Genomic DNA, 17,619 nt, shown 5'->3' on the forward strand with positions numbered 1-17,619 from the left:
ACAATGGCAGGATGACTGCCAGTGAAAACCCGAATCGCACCCTGTTCGACCTGGACCTGCTGCGCGCGATGGTGATGGTGGCCGACTGCGCCAGCTTCACCACCGCCGCGGCGCGCCTGCACTCCACCCAATCCACCATCAGCCAGAAAATCCGCCGACTGGAAGAGATGGCCGGCCATCCGCTGCTGGTCCGCGGCAACCGCGACGTGCACCCGACCGACGCGGGGCAGCTGGTGCTCGGCCATGCCCGCCAGCTGCTCGCGTTGAACGACCAGCTGCTGGAAGCGCTGGCCGGCACCACCGTCGCGGTGACGGTACGGCTGGGCGTTCCGGAAGACTTCGTCAGCGAAGCCACCAGCCAACTGCTGGGCGCCTTCAACCGTGACCACCCGCAGGTCAAACTGGAAGTCACCAGTGGACTGAGCCGCGACCTGGCCAACGCCTACGATCACGGCGAGCTCGATCTGGTGCTGGTCAAGCAGCGGCGCAGCAGCCGTGCCGCAGTGAGGTGCTGGCCGGAAACCATGGCCTGGATCGACAGTGCGCGCCACCCGAGCATCGACCTGGATCCGGTGCCGCTGGTGACCTTCCCTCCCCGCGGGCTTTACCGAGACGACATCATCGATGCCGTCGAGGGCATGGGCCGCCGTTGGCGGATCAGCTTCACGAGTTCAAGCCTGAGCGGCATCCAGGGCGCGGTAGCCGATGGCATGGGCATCAGCCTGCTGCCGGCGCGCGCCTTGCGTCGCGAGCACACCGTGCTGGGCATCGAACAGGGACTGCAGCCGATCGACAGCTTCGAGATCGCCCTGCTTCACCGCGCCACGGCCGACCCGCTGGTGAAAACGCTGGCGTCGCGGCTGTCCGGCCTGATCGACCAGGAGCGTGCGGGCGCGCTTACTTGAGCTGCAGCGGGTAGCGCTGCCACAGCACGTGCACCAGGAATCCGGTCAGTTCCGGATCCTTGCTGGTGATCGATGCACGGATCTTGTCCAGCAGCACCATGTCGCTGCAGTTGCGCACATCCGCGTGGCCGGCCTGGCCGGCGCGGCGCGCACGGTAGCGGGCGGCACGCTGTGCATCGGTCATCGCGTAGCCGAACGTGGGCGGACGGCCGCGCTTGCGCGGCAGCGTCAGTTCCAGTGTTCCGGGGTCTTGTTCATCGCGCATGACGGACGAGGATGCAAACGGGGGCGCGCACGATATCGTGAGACATCACTTTAATCCAGCGTTTTCAGCGGATTTCTGCGTTTGCGCAGCGTGGGCTCAGCGCAGCGCCTCCGCCACGCGCGCTCCCGCCCACACCAGCAGCATGCCACCCATCAGGCTGACGCCGAGGTACAGCGGCACCATCAGGCTCCGATCCGTGCGGGTGAACACCAGCGATTCGAGCATCAACGAGGAGAACGTGGTGAGACCACCGACGATGCCGACGATCAGGAACGCGCGCCAGTACACCGCCGCGGTGCCGCGACTCTGCAGCCAGATCATCACGTAGCCGGCGACGAAGGCGCCGAGCAGGTTCACCGTCAACGTGCCCCACGGGAAGCCCTGGCCGAAGTGGCGCAGCATCGCATCGCCGACCATGAAACGCAGGGCCGCGCCCAGCGCGCCGCCGGCCATCACCAGGCCGAGCTGTTGCCACCAGACACCGATGCCGTTCATCACGCCTCGCCCTTGTCCGCGCGTGCCTGCGCGCGCGCCGCACGCAGGCGGTCCAGCTTTTCTTTCAGCTTGATCTCCAACCCGCGCGGCACCGGCTCGTAATACACCCGCTCGCCCATCGCATCGGGGAAGCCGGTCTGGTCCAGCGCGATCCCGCCGTCGGCGTCGTGATCGTATTGATAGGTCTTCCCGTACCCCAGCTCCTTCATCAGCTTGGTCGGCGCGTTGCGCAGGTGCAGCGGCACCTCCTGGGTGCCGGTGTCGCGCACTTCCTGCTTGGCCTTGTTGAACGCGGCATAGCCGGCGTTCGATTTGGCGGTACTGGCCAGGTACAGCACCAGCTGCGCGAAGGCGAGCTCGCCTTCCGGGCTGCCCAGCCGCTCGTAGATGTCCCAGGCCTCCAGCGCCATCGACTGCGCGCGCGGATCGGCCAGCCCGATATCCTCGATCGCCATCCGGGTCAGGCGCCGCGCCAGATAGGACGGATCACAGCCGCCATCGAGCATGCGGGTGAGCCAATACAGCGCGGCATCCGGATTGGAGCTGCGCACGGACTTGTGCAGGGCCGAGATCTGGTCGTAGAACTGCTCGCCGCCCTTGTCGAAACGACGGGTGCGGTCGGCCAGCACCTGCACCAGCATCTCCGGGCTGATCCGCCCGCCATCGCCGGTCGCCAGTTCGGCGGCGATCTCCAGCAGGGTCAGTCCGCGGCGCACATCGCCATCGGCGGCGGTGGCGATCTCGAGCAATGCCTCCGGCGCCACCTGCAGATGCTCGCCGCCCAGACCGCGCTCGGTGTCCTGCAGCGCGCGTTCCAGCGCCTCGACGATGTCCGCCGGCGACACCGACTCGAGCACATGCACACGGCAGCGCGACAGCAGCGCCGAGTTCAGTTCGAAGGATGGATTTTCGGTGGTGGCGCCGACGAACACGATCGTGCCGCGCTCGATGTGCGGCAGGAAGGCGTCCTGCTGGGCCTTGTTGAAGCGGTGCACCTCGTCGACGAACAGCACCGTGCGTCGCCCCTCGGCGAAACGCTGGGCGGCTTCGGCCAATACCTGGCGCACCTCGGGCAGGCCCGACAGCACCGCCGAGATCGCGCGGAACTCGGCATCGGCGTAATGCGCGAGCAGCAGCGACAGCGTGGTCTTGCCGCAGCCCGGCGGGCCCCACAGGATCATCGAGTGCACATGGCCGGACTCGACCGCGCGGCGCAGCGCGCTGCCCGGTGCGAGCAGGCGCTTCTGGCCCACCATCTCATCCAGCGTCTGCGGGCGCATCCGCTCGGCGAGCGGACGCATGTTGTCCCGATCCACGGTCAGAAGATCAGGCCCATTGAAAGTCGTTCGGTTTCTGGCCACGTGTCTAGTGTATCGCGGCAGATTGCAGGGGGGATGCCGGCCAGCGGCCGGCACTACACCGTCATTCGCCGATGACGTCCACGCCCTTGGCCGGGGTGAAGCTGAAGGTGCCCGCGGCGAAGCTCGGGTTGCGCTTCCAGCCGGTGAAGTTGATCACCGTGCGCTGACCCACGGCATCGACCACTTCCATGCGGGCCAGGCCCTGGCCGTTGAAGCCCAGCGCGGCGTACTGGAAGGCGGTATCGGTGTCGCGCTTCGGGCTCAGCGCCAGCCACTGCAGGCCATCGCGCACGGCGGCTTCTTCGCTGACGTCGTACTGCTTGTCCAGCAGCGCCGGATTGATCAGGGCGGTCAGCGGGCTGTTCTGCTCTTCCTGGCCCTGCGGGCGCACGCTGGCCTGCTCCAGGTCCGGCTCGTAGACCCAGACCTTCTTGCCATCGGCCACGATCAGCTGTTCGTGCGGTTTGATGTACTCCCAGCGGAACAGGCGCGGCGCGGAGAGCGCGACACGGCCGCTGGTGGTTTCCTTGACCTTGCCCTTGCTGTCGAACACCTGCTGGCTGAACTGTCCGTCCAGGCCCTTCAGGCTCTGGGTGAAGCGGTTGAGCTCATCACGGGCGCCCGCCCAGGCCGAAGCCGAACCAACACTGGCCACGACCAGGGTGGCGGCAAGCAGGGAGCGGCGGAAGGTGGTGTGCATGCGAGGTATCCAGGCGAATGGGAAGGATGGAAGGGAGTGTGCCCATTCAATGCTGAATGGGCGATCAGGGGGAGCCGCGCCGGACCTGCCGGTACAGCGCGCGGAATACGGCGCGGGCAGCGCCCGGCTCCAGGCCAGGCCGAGCCCGGCGTTACTTGGGCGGCGGCGGCGCCAGCACGCTGCGGTCGCCGTTGTGCTCGGGCGGGCTGACCACGCCTGCCGCTTCCATCGCTTCGATCAGACGCGCGGCGCGGTTGTAGCCGATCTTCAGGCGACGCTGCACACCGGAGATCGACGCGCGACGGGTTTCGGTGACGATGCGCAGGGCCTCGTCATACAGTGGATCGGACTCATCGCCGCCACCGCCGCCCGACTCCGGCAGGCCGCCGGGGCCAACCACCACGCCATCGCCCATCATCTGCACTTCGTCCAGCACGCCGGTGATGTAATCGGTCGGGCCACTGGCCTTGAGGTGCTCGACCACCCGATGCACTTCCTCATCGGAGACGAACGCACCATGCACGCGGTCCGGCAGTGCGGTGCCGGGCGGGAGGTACAGCATGTCGCCGTGGCCCAGCAGCGTTTCCGCGCCGGACTGGTCGAGGATGGTGCGCGAATCGATCTTGGAACTGACCTGGAAGCCGATGCGGGTCGGGATGTTGGCCTTGATCAGACCGGTGATCACGTCCACCGAGGGACGCTGGGTAGCCAGGATCAGGTGGATGCCGGCCGCACGCGCCTTCTGCGCCAGGCGCGCGATCAGCTCTTCGACCTTCTTGCCGACGATCATCATCATGTCGGCGAATTCGTCGATGAAGATCACGATGAACGGCAGCGTCTCCAGCGGGCGCGGGGCCTCGCCGAGCTCCGGGTTCGGCTTGAACAGCGGGTCCATCATCGGCTGGCCGGCGTCCTCGGCGTCCTTGACCTTCTTGTTGAAACCGGCCAGGTTGCGCACGCCCACCGCGCTCATCAGTTTGTAACGGCGCTCCATTTCGGCCACGCACCAGCGCAGGCCGTTGGCGGCCTCCTTCATGTCGGTGACCACCGGTGCCAGCAGGTGCGGGATGCCCTGGTAGACACTCAGCTCGAGCATCTTCGGGTCGATCATCAGCATCCGCAGGTCTTTCGGCGAGGCCTTGTACAGCAGGCTCAGCACCATCGCATTGACCGCCACGGACTTGCCCGAGCCGGTGGTGCCAGCGACCAGCAGGTGCGGCATGCGTGCCAGGTCGGCCACGGTCGGGCGGCCGGCGATGTCCTTGCCCAGCGCCAGGGTCAGCGGGCTGGCCGACTTGTCGTACTCCTTGGAGCGCAGCAGTTCGGACAGGTAGATCATCTCGCGGGTGACGTTGGGGATTTCCAGCCCCACCACCGACTTGCCCGGGATCACATCGACCACGCGCACCGACTTCACCGACAGCCCGCGCGCGATGTCCTTGTCCAGCGAACTGATCTGGCTGACCTTGATGCCCGGGGCGGGCTCGATCTCGAAGCGGGTGATCACCGGGCCCGGATACGCACCGACCACCTGGGCGTCGATGCGGAAATCCTTGAGCTTGAACTCGATCTGGCGCGACAGCGTCTCCAGCGTGCCCTCGTCGTAGCCCTTGGGCTGCGGCTTGGGATCGTCCAGCAGCGCCAGCGGCGGCAGATCCGAGCCATCGCCGTTGACCCCGCGGAACATCGGAATCTGGGTCTCGCGCTTGGCGCGGTCACTCTTCTCCAGCACCGGCTCCGGGCGCGGCTCGATCTTGACCGGCTCGCGCTTGGCGCGGACCTCGGCGTCGACCTTGCGCACTTCCTGGCGCTCCTCGCGCATCGCGCGGGTCTGCTGCCACTCGGTGGCCTGCTCTTTCTTCTTGTTGAACAGCGGCGGCAGCGCCAGCACCCAGTTGCCGATCTTTTCCATCACCACGAACCAGGAAATGCCGGTCGCCAGGGTGATCGAGGCCAGCAGCAGTACCAGCACGAACAGATTGGCGCCCAAGGCGCCGAAACCGACGCTCAGTGAACTGCCGACCAGCTTGCCGAGAATGCCGCCGGCGTGCGCCACATCGGCGACGAACAGCCGCAGGTGCAGGAAGCCGGTGCCGGCGATCAGGAAGCCGACCAGGCCGACCAGGCGCAGCGCGGGATCGAGATCATGCTCGCCCTTGGCCTCGCGCTTGAGGCCGAACATCGCGATCCAGGCCAGTGCGCCCAGCACGATCGGCAGCACGAAGGCCATGTAGCCGAACAGCTGCAGCAGCACGTCGGCGATCCAGGCGCCGGCGCGGCCGCCCATGTTGTGGACCGGCGCGACCACGCTGCCGGTATGCGACCAGCCCGGATCGGTGGCCGAGTAGGTGAACAGACTGGCCACCAGATACAGCAAGGCCGGGGCGACCGCAATCAACCCCAGATCGCGCCACAGGCGCTGCCGGCGCGGATTGTCCACGCTGGCCGGTTTGCGCGGCGCTGCCTTGCTGTCGGACGCCTTGGCTCGTTCCGGGACCTGTTTCGCCACCTTAGACCACACCTTGGGAATGCACTGTTAGTGCTTGATAATAAACGACTGGACCCTACCCCGGTAGGTGTCGACCGCCGGCCGGCACGGCCCGCGTCAAAACACCGGCGCAGGGAGGTCAGTCGCGCTCGGCGGGTCGCCGCGTTCCACTGCGCGCCTTGAATCGCCCCGCCCCTGCCGCCACTCTATGACTTCGCTCGGATGCCGCGCAATCACTGTGCAGGCACCCCGTCCTACCTTCTATTGCGAGCTTACATGAGCAACTCCAAGCACTCCCGCCTGTTGATCCTTGGTTCCGGCCCGGCCGGCTGGACCGCCGCCGTCTACGCCGCGCGCGCCAACCTCAAGCCCGTCGTGATCACCGGCCTGCAGCAGGGCGGCCAGCTGATGACCACCACCGAGGTGGACAACTGGCCTGGAGATGCGCACGGCCTGATGGGCCCGGACCTGATGACCCGCATGCAGGCGCACGCCGAGCGCTTCGAGACCGAGGTGATCTTCGATCACATCCACACCGCCGATGTCTCCCAGCGTCCGTTCAAGCTGATCGGTGACAGCGCCGAATACACCTGCGACGCCCTGATCATCGCCACCGGCGCCACCGCCAAGTACCTGGGCATCCCCAGCGAAGAGGCCTTCAAGGGCCGCGGCGTGTCGGCCTGCGCCACCTGCGATGGTTTCTTCTACCGGGACCAGGACGTGGTCGTGGTCGGCGGCGGCAACACCGCCGTGGAAGAGGCCCTGTACCTGTCCAACATCGCCCGCAAGGTCTACCTGGTCCACCGCCGCGACACCCTCAAGGCGGAAAAGATCATGCAGGACAAGCTGTTCGCCAAGGTCGACGCCGGCAAGATCGAGACCGTGTGGCACCACCAGGTCGAGGAAGTGCTGGGCAACGAGGCGGGCGTGACCGGCGTGCGCGTGAAGTCCACCCTGGACGGCAGCACCCGCGACATCGAGGCCCACGGCTTCTTCGTGGCGATCGGCCACCACCCCAACACCAGCCTGTTCGATGGCCAGCTGACCATGAACAACGGCTACCTGGACATCCGTTCGGGTCTGGGCGGCAACGCCACCCAGACCTCGGTGGAAGGCGTGTTCGCCGCCGGCGACGTGGCCGACCAGCACTATCGCCAAGCGATCACCTCGGCTGGCTTCGGCTGCATGGCCGCGCTGGATGCCGAGCGCTACCTGGATGCCAAGGGCCAGGCAAGCTGATCCGACGCGCGTCCCGCGCAGCACACTAAGGCCGGTGAATCATTCACCGGCCTTTTTGCTGGGCGGCACCGTCCCTGCGCGCTGCGCCCGCCCCGGCTGCTCTATCCTCTGTCCATGCCCGATCCACGTTTCCTGCACCGTCTCTCCGATGTCCCCGCCGCTGCCTGGGACGCCCTGCACGACGGACGCAACCCGTTCCTGTCGCACGCCTTCCTCGCCGGCCTTGAAGAACACGGCTGCCTGCGCCCGGAATGGGGCTGGCGGCCGCGCCACTTCACCCTGTGGGAGGGTGACACCCTGCTGGCAGCGATCCCCGGCTACCTCAAGGACAACTCGCACGGCGAGTTCGTGTTCGATCACGCCTGGGCCCACGCCTATGCCCAGCACGGTCTGGACTACTTCCCCAAGTGGCTGGGCGCGGTGCCGTACTCGCCGGTGACCGGCCCCCGCGTGCTTGCGCGCACCACCGAAGACAGGCGCGCCCTGCTGGCACTGCTGGCGGGCGAAGTGGCGCGCCTGGGCTGGTCCTCGGCCCACGTCAACTTCCATCCTGCCGACGAGGACGCCAGCTTCAGCCCGGACTGGCTGCTGCGCGAGGACATCCAGTTCCAGTGGCACAACCCCGGTGGCTGGCAGACCTTCGACGACTTCCTCGGCGCGATGGATCACAAGCACCGCAAGAACATCCGCCAGGAGCGCACCAAGCTCGCGCGCAGCGGCGTCACGTATCGCATCGTGCAGGGCGATGAGGCCACCGAAGCCGACCTGCGTGCCATGCACGGCTTCTACCTGCAGACCTTTGCCGAGTACGGCAACTCGCCCGCACTGACGCTGCCGTTCCTCCAGCATCTCGCCCGCACGATGCCGCGCGCGCTGGTGATCTTTCTGGCCCTGCTCGACGGCGAGCCGGTGGCCGGTGCGCTGTGCCTGCGTGGCGCGGATACGTTGTACGGCCGCTACTGGGGCGGCGCCACCCTGCCCGGGCTGCACTTCGAGACCTGTTATTACCAAGGGATCGCCTACTGCCTGCGCGAAGGCCTGGCCCGCTTCGAACCCGGCGCTCAGGGCGAGCACAAGCTGGCCCGCGGCTTCCTGCCGCACACGGTGCGCAGCCGCCACTGGATCGCAGAACCGGCCTTTGCCGAAGCCTTGGTGGCGTGGTGCGCGCAGGAACGCGCCGAGGTCGCCCACTATGCCCGTGCGCTGGCTGCGCATACCCCGTTCAAGGCCGACAAGGTCGACCCGGCATGAGCCGACGGTTGCCCTGGCGCCTGGACGACGCATCCGACGCCCCGTTCCCGCCCGCGGAGACCGCGCTGCGCGATCCCGACGGCCTGCTCGCGCTCGGCGGCGATCTCTCGCCGGTGCGGCTGCTCAATGCATACGCGGGCGGCATCTTCCCGTGGTTCTCCGAGGGCCAGCCGCTGTTGTGGTGGTCGCCGGACCCGCGCATGGTGTTCCGCACTGACGCCGTGCACCTGTCCAGCCGCTTCCGCCGCTCGTTGCGGCAGAGCACGTGGACGCTGCGGGCCGATACCTGTTTCGAGCAGGTGATCGATGCCTGCGCGGTGAGCCCGCGCCCGGGCCAGGACGGCACCTGGATCACCGAGGACATGCGCGATGCCTATGTCCACCTGCACCGGCTCGGCTTCGCGCACTCGGTGGAGGTGTTCGACGACGCGCGGCTGGTCGGCGGCATCTACGGGGTGGCGATCGGGCGGATGTTCTTCGGGGAAAGCATGTTCAGTGCGGCATCCGGCGGCTCCAAGGTTGCCCTGGCCGGCCTGGCCCATCGGCTGGCCGGCTGGGGCTGGCCGCTGATCGATGCGCAGGTGGAAAACGCCCACCTGCTGCGCATGGGCGCCGAGCACTGGCCGCGGCAACGCTTCCTCGCGTTGGTGCGTGAACAGGTCCAACAGCCAGCTGCCGCAGGCGATTGGAGCGATCTGTTCGGTACGCTGGCCGCCGCCGCCCTGGCCGATCCTGGCGCGCCTTAACCAAAACTTTGCATCAAACGCCCGACGCGCGTAAAATGCCCGCTCTTCAGGCCAGCTCGGCCGGTTACAGAACTGCACAGGACTACATGTCGAAAGACGACTCCATCGAGTTCGAGGGCACCGTCAGCGAGACGCTGCCGAACACCACTTTCCGCGTACGACTGGAAAATGGGCATGAAATCATCGCCCACATCTCCGGCCGCATGCGCAAGAACTACATCCGCATCCTGACGGGCGACCGCGTCAAGGTCGAAATGACCCCGTACGACCTGACCAAGGGTCGCATCACCTACCGCATGAAGTAAGCGGTCCGGGGGTTGTTCCCGCCAGAAGGCCAGCCAGGTGCTGGCCTTTTCGCGTGGGCGTCCTTCAGTGCGGCAGGCCCCACCCTGCCATGCGGCACCCTGACCCAGTGCACCCTGACGTCGGTCAGGATGCCTTGCTGCAGATTCGCCCTGGCACGCAACGGTCCACTCTGGCTCTCGATCCAATCCGGATCCCGACCCGATGTCCCCCGCCATGAAGCGCCCGACCTCCCTGTTCCTGCTCGCCACCTGCCTTGCCGCCGCCGCGTCCGTCCAGGCCGCCGAACCGGCCGCGCCGGCCGACTGCATCACCCTGTCCCCGGACAAGCAGGTAGTGCGCAACCGGGCCGACCGCGATGTACTGCTGCGCAGCGGCGACCAGCACTATCTGGTCCGTTTTGCCCGCTCCTGCAGTAGCGCCGCCATGTCCCCCAAGCTCGACTTCGCCACCCCGGGCCAGGACGGCCAGCTGTGCGGTGGCGGCGTGAGCAAGCTGCACACCAACAGCCAGAGCTGTGATGTTGCCGCGGTCGAGCCCCTCACTGCAGAACAGTTCAATCGCAAGGCCCGCGCCCGCCGCTGAGCAGGCACCCGGTCCGCGCACAGAAAAGCCCCCTTGCGGGGGCTCTTCTTTGTTCCCTCGACAGGTTCGGCCGCGCGATTACACGGTGGCCGGCAACAGGCGCTCCGGCTCGGCCTCGGTCTCGACGAACAGCTGGTCGTCGCGCACATCGATGCTGACCCGGCCGCCGTTGACCAGCTTGCCGAACAGCAGCTCATCGGCCAGCGGACGCTTGATCTTGTGCTGGATCACGCGGGCCATCGGGCGAGCCCCCATCAGCGGGTCGAAGCCATGGTGGGCCAGCCAGTCGCGCGCGGTCGGCGTGGCCGACAGGCTGACGTGCTTTTCCTGCAGCAGCATTTCCAGCTCGATCAGGAACTTGTCCACGACGCGCAGGATATGCTCGAAGCCCAGCGCCTGGAACTGCACGATCGCATCCAGACGGTTGCGGAACTCCGGCGTGAAGCTCTTGCGGATCACTTCCATCGCGTCGGTGGCATGGTCCTGTCGGGTGAAGCCGATCGACCGCCGCGAGGCCTGCGCCGCGCCGGCGTTGGTCGTCATCACCAGTACCACGTTCTTGAAGTTCGCCTCACGGCCGTTGGTGTCGGTCAGCACACCGCGGTCCATGACCTGCAGCAGGATGTTGAAGATGTCCGGGTGGGCTTTCTCCACCTCGTCCAGCAGCAGCACGCAGTGCGGGGTCTTGACGATCTTCTCGGTCAGCAGGCCGCCCTGGTCGAAGCCGACATAGCCCGGAGGCGCACCGATCAGGCGGCTGATCGAATGCGATTCCATGTACTCGCTCATGTCGAAGCGGACCAGCTCGATGCCCAACTGCAGCGCGAGCTGCTTGGTGACCTCGGTCTTGCCGACGCCGGTCGGGCCGGAGAACAGGAAGTTGCCGATCGGCTTCTCCGGATTGGCCAGCCCCGAGCGGGCCAGCTTGATCGCCGAGGACAGCGTCTCGATGGCCGGGTCCTGGCCGAAGATCACCATCTTCAGGTTGCGCTCCAGGTGCTGGAGCACGTCCTTGTCGGTCGCGCTGACCTGCTTGGCCGGAATCCGCGCCATCTTGGCGACGATGGTCTCGATCTCCTCGATGTCGATCAGTTCCTTGCGCTCACCGTCCGGCAGCAGGCGCTGGCGGGCACCGGCTTCGTCGATCACATCGATCGCCTTGTCCGGCAGCAGGCGGTCGTTGATGTGCTTGACCGACAGATCCACCGCGGCCTGCAGCGCGTCATCGGCGTAGGTCACGCCGTGGTGCGCTTCGTACTTGGGCTTGAGGCCCTGCAGGATTTCGTAGGTCTCGCCCACGGTGGGTTCCACGATGTCGATCTTCTGGAAGCGCCGGGCCAGGGCCCGATCCTTCTCGAAGATGCCGCGGTATTCCTGGAAGGTGGTCGAGCCGATGCAGCGCAGCTCGCCGGAGGCCAGGGCCGGCTTGATCAGGTTGGAGGCATCCATGGTGCCGCCCGAGGCCGAGCCGGCGCCGATGATGGTGTGGATCTCATCGATGAACAGCACCGCGTTCGGCAGCTTCTTCATCGCGGTCAACACGCCCTTCAGGCGCTTTTCGAAATCGCCGCGGTACTTGGTCCCGGCGACCAGGGCGCCCAGGTCCAGCGAGTAGATCACCGCATCGGCGAGCACGTCCGGTACCGAGCCTTCCACGATGCGCTTGGCCAGGCCTTCGGCGATCGCGGTCTTGCCCACGCCAGCCTCGCCCACGTACAGCGGGTTGTTCTTGCGGCGGCGGCACAGGACCTGGATGGTCCGCTCGATCTCATCGGCGCGACCGACCAGCGGGTCGATCTTGCCGTTGCGGGCCTGCTCGTTGAGGTTGCTGGCGAACTCGGCCAGCGCATCGCCCTTGCCCTCGCCTTCGGCGCCCTCGGCGCGGCCCTCGCCATCGGCGGCAGGCGGCACTTCGCCCTCCTCGCCCAGCTTGGCGATGCCATGGGAGAGGTAGTTGACGATATCCAGCCGGGTCACATCCTGCTGGTTGAGGTAATACACCGCATGCGAGTCCTTCTCGCCGAAGATCGCCACCAGCACATTGGCGCCGGTGACCTCCTTCTTGCCCGAGGACTGCACGTGGTACACCGCGCGCTGCAGCACGCGCTGGAAGCCCAGGGTCGGCTGGGTATCGCGCCCGTCATCTTCGGCCAGGCGGGAGACCGAGGCCTCGATGGCCTGTTCCAGTTCCTGGCGCAGGCGCTCGGCATCCGCGCCGCAGGCCTTCAGGACAGCCTGGGCGGACGGATTGTCGAGCAGGGCCAGCAGCAGGTGTTCCACCGTCATGAATTCATGCCGGGCCTCACGGGCGCGCTTGTAGCACTGTCCGATGGTGTGTTCGAGGTCTTTACTGAACATGATTAACTCCGGCGGCTGTTGGGAACAATATGCGGCCAACCATCACGATTTCCATCACCCTAGCGGATCAGTGCGTTCATACGGCGTTAGCACTCCGCCGATCGCGCCCTCTAGTGGACGAGCCTCCATCATGCACGAACTTCCGGCCACGAAATGGCAGCTCCACCGTGACGGCGATGTCATCGAGACCCGCGGGGCAGGCGCTGGCCGGTACGCCTGCCCCATGGCACCCCGGCGATGTTGAAGATGAGCACGCATGCCGAAGAACCCAACGGCCACCTGCTGCTGGACGGGTGGGACGGCGACGGCGCCGCGCGGGCGGTGCCCCCGCTTCAGGGGCTCAGCGATCTGCTGCCCCGTCTGGGGCGCGGTGGATGTTGGCGGGCGCTGTGATCGCTGGTGGAACAGTGCAGATCGCGGGTGCAGCGGCTGCTGGCCGACCCGCGCGAAGGGCTTGCGCCCTCAGCTGCTGGCCTTTTCCATCGTGCACAGCAGCGGATGCTGGTTCATGCGCGAGAATTCGTTGACCTGGGCAACCTTGGATTCGGCGACCTCGCGGGTGAACACCCCGCACACGCCGCGACCGCGGGTATGCACATGGAGCATCACCTGGGTGGCCTGGTCCAGGTCCATGGAGAAGAAGTGCTGCAGGACGGTCACCACGAAATCCATCGGGGTGTAGTCGTCGTTCAACAGCATCACCTGGTACAGCGGCGGCGGCGCGACCTCGGGACGTGCAGGCTCAAGCAGCACGCCGTGGTCGTGATGAGTTTCGTGGGAAGTCTCGCGGGGCATCCCCCCATTATAGGGCCCCGCTCTCCCGGATTGGACGTCGCCCCCTGCGGCCCTTCACAATCTGCACTCTCCAACCAGACATTCACAGGGATTTCATGAAAAGGATTGCTGCCGCACTGCTGCTGGCCGTGACTGCCACCGGCGCCCATGCGGCCGAGCCGGACAAGGCCGTCGGGCGTGCACTGGACAAGCTCGACTACACCTACGAGGTGGACGAGGACGGCGACTACAAGATGGTCTTCGACATGGACGACGGCCGCAGCCAGCTGGCCTTCGTGCGCTCCACGGTCGAGGAATTCGGCAAGCACACGATCCGTGAGATCTGGTCGCCGGCCTACAACGCGCCGGGCAAGCAGTTCCCCGCCGCCGTTGCCAACCGCCTGCTCGAAGATTCCCAGGACGCCAAGATGGGTGCCTGGGTGAAGCAGGACCAGCTGGCGATGTTCGTGGTCAAAGTCGACGCCAACGCCACGCCGGAGGCGCTCAGCGACGCGATCGATGCCGCGGTCCGCACCGCCGATGCGATGGAGCTCGAGCTGACCGAGCAGGACGAGTACTGAGGTGAGCGCCGTGCAGGAACCGCGCTGGACGCCCCATGTCACCGTGGCCACCGTGGTGGTCCGTGACGGGCGTCTGTTGCTGGTCGAGGAGGCGATCGACGGTCGCCAGGTGCTGAACCAGCCTGCTGGGCACCTGGAGCCGGACGAAAGCCTGGCCGCTGCCGCGGTCCGCGAAACGCTGGAGGAAACCGGCTGGACGGTGCGCCTGAGCGCCTTCATCGGCACCTACCAGTGGACCGCCCCGGACGGCACGCCGTTCCTGCGCTTTGCCTACGCGGCCGAGGCGCTCTCGCACGATCCCGCGCGTCCCCTCGACGCCGGGATCCTGCGCGCGCTCTGGCTGACTCCGGCCGAGCTCAACGCCGATCCGGCCCGCCTGCGCAGCCCGCTGGTGTGGCAGGTGGTCGCCGACTACCTCGCCGGCCAGCGCCATCCGCTGTCGCTGGTGAAGGAGGTCGCATGAGCACCCCACGGATCATGGTCGGGGTCTCCGGCGGCGTGGACTCCTCGGTCGCGGCCTGGCGGCTGGTCCAGCAGGGCGAGCCGGTGGCCGGCCTGTTCATGCAGAACTGGGCCGACGACGGCAGCGGCGACTGCCGCGCCGAAGATGACCGCCGCGACGCCGTAGCCGTCTGTGGCCTGCTCGGCATCCCGTTCCACTTCCGCGATTTCTCCGGCGAGTACTGGCAGGGCGTGTTCGAGCACTTCCTGGCCGAGTACGCGGCCGGGCGCACGCCCAACCCGGACGTGCTGTGCAATCGGGAAGTGAAATTCAAGCATTTCCTCGACGCCGCGCGTGAGCTCGGCGCCGAGCGCATCGCGACCGGGCATTACGCCCGCATCGCGCAGGTCGGCGGGCGCTGGGCGCTGCTGCGCGGTGCCGACCGCAGCAAGGACCAGAGCTACTTCCTGCACCAGCTGGGCCAGGAACAGCTGGCCGCCACGCTGTTCCCGATCGGCGATCTGCAGAAGAACGACCTGCGCCGGATCGCCCGCGACGCGCGGCTGCCGACCCACGCCAAAAAGGATTCGACCGGGATCTGCTTCATCGGCGAACGCGACTTCCGCGAGTTCCTCGGCCGTTACCTGCCGGCGAAGACCGGCGAGATCCGCGATCCTGATGGCGCCCTGATCGCCGAACATCCCGGCGTGTTCTACTTCACGCTCGGCCAGCGCGAGGGCCTGAACATCGGCGGCGTGCGTGGCCGGCCGGCCGCGCCGTGGTACGTGGTGGGCAAGGATGTCGCCAGCAACGTGCTGTATGTCGACCAGGACCGCGAGAGCCCCTGGCTGCAGTCGACCCGGCTGCATTCCGAAGTCGCCCACTGGATCGCCGGCGCTCCGCCCGCGCGCCGGTTCGACTGCACCGCCCAGACCCGCTACCGCCAGCCGGATGAACCGTGCACGGTCACCGTGCGCGACGATGGCACCCTGGAGGTGCGCTTTGCCCGGCCGCAGCGTGCCGTCACCCCGGGTCAATCGCTGGTGTTGTATGACGATGAGGTCTGCCTTGGCGGCGCCGTCATCGCCGCCACCGATGCGCCACTGGAACAGCGCCTGCGTGCCACCCCTTCTCCTTTCGAGGTATCTGCTGCATGAGTTTTTCCGTCGACGACCGCGTTCTTGCTCTGGCCGGCATCGCCCAGGCCCTGCAGCAGGTGCGCCGCATCGCCGAAACCGGCCACTCCGAAGCCGCCGTGGTCCGCACTGCGGTCGACAGCGTGTTCCGCATCGACGCGGCCAGCCCGCAGGAGATCTACGGCAGCGCCAGCAATGTCGCCCCGGGCCTGCGCCTGCTGCACAACTACCTGAGCAGCCAGGGCCAGGACGAGCACGTGCCGCGGCTGGCGCTCTCGGTCCTGCAGCTGGAGCGCCGCTTCGTGCGTGAGCACGCGCTCGTGGCCAAGGTCAGCACCGGCATCGAGCGCGCCCAGGCGCAGGCCAGCGAGCTGGGCGACAGCGCCCATCCCGACGTGCTCGCCGCGCTGGGCGGCCTGTACGCCGACACCATCAGCAACCTCAAGCCGCGCGTGATGGTCCAGGGCAACCCGCACTATCTGGGCCAGGCCGGCGTGGTTGCCGAGATCCGCGCCCTGCTGCTCGCCGCGGTCCGTTCGGCGGTGCTCTGGCGCCAGACCGGCGGCCAGTACTGGGATTTCCTGTTCTCCCGCAAGACCATGCTGGAAGCGATCGCCCGCCAGCTGCGCTGACCTATGCAGCCACCCATGGGGTGGCTCTACATGGGGGCCGGAACGTGCGGTTTTTGATCGAATGTGTGGTGCAGGACTAAAGCAAACCGGGGTACGGCCGATACAGCATCCGTGCACCTCCCCGAGAACGTCCATGTACTCACGCCTCTTCATCCGCCTGGCCGCCCCCCTGGTCCTGACCCTTCTGCTTCCCTTTGCCATTGGCTTCGAGTGGCCAGCCGCCCTGCGTTGGGCGATCCTGACCACGATGACGCTCAGCTGGCTCGGCTTTGCCTGGTGGTCCGCCCGCGCCCAGACCCAGCGTTCGCCTGAACAGGCCCGCATCCTGCGCGAGCAGGACCAGCTGCTGACCGAGCTGCGCTCGTTCGTCGGCAACGAAATCGACGGCTCGCGTGGCGAAGTCGAACGTGCCCGCGACCTGATCCGCCACGCGGTCAGCGGCCTGGGCAGCAGCTTCGATGCCATGAACCGCAAGTCGCGCCAGCAGAGCCAGGCCTTGGCCCGCATCGTCGACCGTGCCGGTGAAGACGGCGGTGCCGGCGTGGACGTGGCCCGTTTTGCCCAGCATGCCAGCCAGCGCATGGAGCAGCTGGTCGAAGCGCTTGAGCAGGTCAGCGGCCAGAGCAGCAACACCGTGCAGCACATCGACCAGATGGCGCAGCACCTGGACGGCATCTTCGCGCTGCTGGAAGACGTCAAGTCAATCGCCGACCAGACCAACCTGCTGGCGTTGAACGCCGCCATCGAAGCAGCGCGTGCCGGTGAAGCCGGTCGTGGTTTCGCGGTGGTTGCCGACGAGGTCCGCAACCTGTCCGAGCGCTCGACCACCTTCAACGAGCAGATCCGCAAGCTGGCGCACAGCTCCAAGGACGCCATCGCCAAGGTCCGCGAGACGGTTTCGCACATGGCCTCCCGCGATATGGACCGTTCCCGCGAAGCGCGCCACGAAGCGGCGCAGATGCTGGAGAACGTGGCCCAGATCAACGCCTCGCTGGGCGATGGGATGCGCGAGATTTCCGACTGCGGCCGTGCCATCGACAGCAGCGTCGCCGAAGCGGTCCGCGCCCTGCAGTTCGAGGACATCGCGACCCAGGCCCTGGGCGGCGTGCATACCCACCTGGATCGCCTGACCGCGATCAACCGCGAAGCCGTGGCCCTGCAGGAACTGCTGCACCGCAGTGGCGGCGTGTTCGACGAAGAAGTCGTGACCGCCCTGCAGCGCACCGGCGCCCGCCTGCGCGACATGCGCACCGAGTGGGAGCGCCCACCGCACAAGGCGGTCGCCCAGCAGAGCATGGCCGCAGGCGCGGTCGAACTGTTCTGATCCAGCGGTAACGTGCCGCACGCGGCACACCCTG

At 67.2% G+C, this 17,619-nt stretch carries 19 protein-coding genes; 12 read left to right on the plus strand and 7 right to left on the minus strand.

Features of this window, described 5'->3' with window-relative positions; translation table 11 throughout:
* Nucleotides 1-11 precede the first annotated feature (11 nt).
* A complete protein-coding gene (locus HDC96_RS04645; RefSeq protein WP_179458953.1) occupies nt 12-905 on the plus strand; it encodes a LysR family transcriptional regulator in 894 nt (297 codons plus the stop codon).
* Here HDC96_RS04645 and HDC96_RS04650 read toward each other — a convergent pair.
* The 5 genes from HDC96_RS04650 to HDC96_RS04670 form a co-directional block, all read right to left on the minus strand.
* Nucleotides 898-1,170: a hypothetical protein gene (locus tag HDC96_RS04650; protein ID WP_019184750.1), complete on the minus strand. Its 273-nt coding sequence runs from the start codon at nt 1,168-1,170 to the stop codon at nt 898-900. The genes HDC96_RS04645 and HDC96_RS04650 overlap by 8 nt on opposite strands.
* Nucleotides 1,171-1,266: 96 nt before the next feature.
* On the minus strand, nt 1,267-1,665 hold the full coding sequence (gene crcB / locus HDC96_RS04655) for a fluoride efflux transporter CrcB (RefSeq protein ID WP_179458954.1): 399 nt from the start codon (nt 1,663-1,665) through the stop codon (nt 1,267-1,269).
* A complete protein-coding gene (locus tag HDC96_RS04660) occupies nt 1,665-2,966 on the minus strand; it encodes a replication-associated recombination protein A (protein WP_257018593.1) in 1,302 nt (433 codons plus the stop codon). The genes crcB and HDC96_RS04660 overlap by 1 nt, the downstream gene beginning before the upstream one ends.
* Nucleotides 2,967-3,087: 121 nt before the next feature.
* Nucleotides 3,088-3,726, minus strand: coding sequence for an outer membrane lipoprotein chaperone LolA (gene lolA, locus HDC96_RS04665; protein WP_179458956.1), 639 nt, complete (start codon nt 3,724-3,726; stop codon nt 3,088-3,090).
* 151 nt (nt 3,727-3,877) lie between these two features.
* Nucleotides 3,878-6,235, minus strand: a complete 2,358-nt coding sequence (locus HDC96_RS04670; protein ID WP_179458957.1) for a DNA translocase FtsK — start codon at nt 6,233-6,235, stop codon at nt 3,878-3,880.
* Nucleotides 6,236-6,490: 255 nt separating this feature from the next.
* Between HDC96_RS04670 and trxB the strand changes: the two genes are divergently transcribed.
* The 5 genes from trxB (at nt 6,491) to HDC96_RS04695 (ending at nt 10,338) form a co-directional block, all read left to right on the plus strand.
* On the plus strand, nt 6,491-7,453 hold the full coding sequence (gene trxB / locus HDC96_RS04675; protein ID WP_179458958.1) for a thioredoxin-disulfide reductase: 963 nt from the start codon (nt 6,491-6,493) through the stop codon (nt 7,451-7,453).
* 114 nt (nt 7,454-7,567) lie between these two features.
* Entirely contained in the window at nt 7,568-8,704 is a 1,137-nt protein-coding gene (locus HDC96_RS04680) for a GNAT family N-acetyltransferase (RefSeq protein ID WP_179458959.1), read from the plus strand.
* Nucleotides 8,701-9,450, plus strand: coding sequence for a leucyl/phenylalanyl-tRNA--protein transferase (aat, locus tag HDC96_RS04685; RefSeq protein WP_179458960.1), 750 nt, complete (start codon nt 8,701-8,703; stop codon nt 9,448-9,450). The genes HDC96_RS04680 and aat overlap by 4 nt, the downstream gene beginning before the upstream one ends.
* 86 nt (nt 9,451-9,536) lie before the next feature.
* Nucleotides 9,537-9,755: a translation initiation factor IF-1 gene (gene infA, locus HDC96_RS04690; RefSeq protein ID WP_005409596.1), complete on the plus strand. Its 219-nt coding sequence runs from the start codon at nt 9,537-9,539 to the stop codon at nt 9,753-9,755.
* Nucleotides 9,756-9,957: 202 nt separating this feature from the next.
* Nucleotides 9,958-10,338 (plus strand): hypothetical protein, encoded by a 381-nt coding sequence (locus HDC96_RS04695; RefSeq protein ID WP_179458961.1) that lies wholly within the window; start codon nt 9,958-9,960, stop codon nt 10,336-10,338.
* 78 nt (nt 10,339-10,416) lie between these two features.
* On the opposite strand, the gene clpA is transcribed toward HDC96_RS04695, so the two are convergent.
* Nucleotides 10,417-12,696, minus strand: coding sequence for an ATP-dependent Clp protease ATP-binding subunit ClpA (gene clpA / locus HDC96_RS04700; protein WP_179458962.1), 2,280 nt, complete (start codon nt 12,694-12,696; stop codon nt 10,417-10,419).
* A gap of 237 nt (nt 12,697-12,933) precedes the next feature.
* Here clpA and HDC96_RS04705 point away from each other — a divergent pair, with 237 nt between their 5' ends.
* Entirely contained in the window at nt 12,934-13,089 is a 156-nt protein-coding gene (locus HDC96_RS04705; protein WP_179458963.1) for a hypothetical protein, read from the plus strand.
* A 69-nt stretch (nt 13,090-13,158) separates the two neighbouring features.
* Here the strand turns inward: HDC96_RS04705 and clpS are convergent, their stop codons facing one another.
* Nucleotides 13,159-13,491, minus strand: a complete 333-nt coding sequence (gene clpS / locus HDC96_RS04710; RefSeq protein ID WP_179458964.1) for an ATP-dependent Clp protease adapter ClpS — start codon at nt 13,489-13,491, stop codon at nt 13,159-13,161.
* 95 nt (nt 13,492-13,586) lie between these two features.
* On the opposite strand from clpS, the gene HDC96_RS04715 reads away from it, so the two are divergent.
* The 5 genes from HDC96_RS04715 to HDC96_RS04735 all read left to right on the plus strand — a co-directional run bounded on the left by HDC96_RS04715 (nt 13,587) and on the right by HDC96_RS04735 (nt 17,585).
* Nucleotides 13,587-14,051: a hypothetical protein gene (locus HDC96_RS04715; RefSeq protein WP_179458965.1), complete on the plus strand. Its 465-nt coding sequence runs from the start codon at nt 13,587-13,589 to the stop codon at nt 14,049-14,051.
* A gap of 1 nt (nt 14,052) precedes the next feature.
* Nucleotides 14,053-14,514 carry an NUDIX hydrolase gene (locus HDC96_RS04720; protein WP_179458966.1) on the plus strand — a complete coding sequence of 154 codons (462 nt, stop codon included), beginning with the start codon at nt 14,053-14,055 and terminating at the stop codon, nt 14,512-14,514.
* Nucleotides 14,511-15,650 carry a tRNA 2-thiouridine(34) synthase MnmA gene (gene mnmA / locus HDC96_RS04725; RefSeq protein WP_179458967.1) on the plus strand — a complete coding sequence of 380 codons (1,140 nt, stop codon included), beginning with the start codon at nt 14,511-14,513 and terminating at the stop codon, nt 15,648-15,650. The genes HDC96_RS04720 and mnmA overlap by 4 nt, the downstream gene beginning before the upstream one ends.
* Nucleotides 15,647-16,261 carry a high frequency lysogenization protein HflD gene (gene hflD / locus HDC96_RS04730; protein ID WP_179458968.1) on the plus strand — a complete coding sequence of 205 codons (615 nt, stop codon included), beginning with the start codon at nt 15,647-15,649 and terminating at the stop codon, nt 16,259-16,261. Before mnmA ends, hflD begins: the two co-directional genes overlap by 4 nt.
* Before the next feature lie 133 nt (nt 16,262-16,394).
* Nucleotides 16,395-17,585, plus strand: coding sequence for a methyl-accepting chemotaxis protein (locus HDC96_RS04735; protein ID WP_179458969.1), 1,191 nt, complete (start codon nt 16,395-16,397; stop codon nt 17,583-17,585).
* Nucleotides 17,586-17,619 lie beyond the last annotated feature (34 nt).

The organism is Stenotrophomonas sp. JAI102 (assembly GCF_013409105.1).
In the GTDB taxonomy this organism is placed as follows: domain Bacteria; phylum Pseudomonadota; class Gammaproteobacteria; order Xanthomonadales; family Xanthomonadaceae; genus Stenotrophomonas; species Stenotrophomonas maltophilia_AA.

Excerpts from the sequence above, each read along its gene's own strand:
- HDC96_RS04645 (WP_179458953.1), top strand. The coding sequence starts at position 12 with ATGACTGCCAGTGAAAACCCGAATCGCACCCTGTTCGACCTGGACCTG.
- HDC96_RS04650 (WP_019184750.1), bottom strand. The coding sequence starts at position 1,170 with ATGCGCGATGAACAAGACCCCGGAACACTGGAACTGACGCTGCCGCGC.
- crcB (WP_179458954.1), bottom strand. The coding sequence starts at position 1,665 with ATGAACGGCATCGGTGTCTGGTGGCAACAGCTCGGCCTGGTGATGGCC.
- HDC96_RS04660 (WP_257018593.1), bottom strand. The coding sequence starts at position 2,966 with ATGCGTCCGCTCGCCGAGCGGATGCGCCCGCAGACGCTGGATGAGATG.
- lolA (WP_179458956.1), bottom strand. The coding sequence starts at position 3,726 with ATGCACACCACCTTCCGCCGCTCCCTGCTTGCCGCCACCCTGGTCGTG.
- trxB (WP_179458958.1), top strand. The coding sequence starts at position 6,491 with ATGAGCAACTCCAAGCACTCCCGCCTGTTGATCCTTGGTTCCGGCCCG.
- HDC96_RS04680 (WP_179458959.1), top strand. The coding sequence starts at position 7,568 with ATGCCCGATCCACGTTTCCTGCACCGTCTCTCCGATGTCCCCGCCGCT.
- aat (WP_179458960.1), top strand. The coding sequence starts at position 8,701 with ATGAGCCGACGGTTGCCCTGGCGCCTGGACGACGCATCCGACGCCCCG.
- infA (WP_005409596.1), top strand. The coding sequence starts at position 9,537 with ATGTCGAAAGACGACTCCATCGAGTTCGAGGGCACCGTCAGCGAGACG.
- HDC96_RS04695 (WP_179458961.1), top strand. The coding sequence starts at position 9,958 with ATGTCCCCCGCCATGAAGCGCCCGACCTCCCTGTTCCTGCTCGCCACC.
- clpA (WP_179458962.1), bottom strand. The coding sequence starts at position 12,696 with ATGTTCAGTAAAGACCTCGAACACACCATCGGACAGTGCTACAAGCGC.
- HDC96_RS04705 (WP_179458963.1), top strand. The coding sequence starts at position 12,934 with ATGTTGAAGATGAGCACGCATGCCGAAGAACCCAACGGCCACCTGCTG.
- clpS (WP_179458964.1), bottom strand. The coding sequence starts at position 13,491 with ATGCCCCGCGAGACTTCCCACGAAACTCATCACGACCACGGCGTGCTG.
- HDC96_RS04715 (WP_179458965.1), top strand. The coding sequence starts at position 13,587 with ATGAAAAGGATTGCTGCCGCACTGCTGCTGGCCGTGACTGCCACCGGC.
- mnmA (WP_179458967.1), top strand. The coding sequence starts at position 14,511 with ATGAGCACCCCACGGATCATGGTCGGGGTCTCCGGCGGCGTGGACTCC.
- hflD (WP_179458968.1), top strand. The coding sequence starts at position 15,647 with ATGAGTTTTTCCGTCGACGACCGCGTTCTTGCTCTGGCCGGCATCGCC.
- HDC96_RS04735 (WP_179458969.1), top strand. The coding sequence starts at position 16,395 with ATGTACTCACGCCTCTTCATCCGCCTGGCCGCCCCCCTGGTCCTGACC.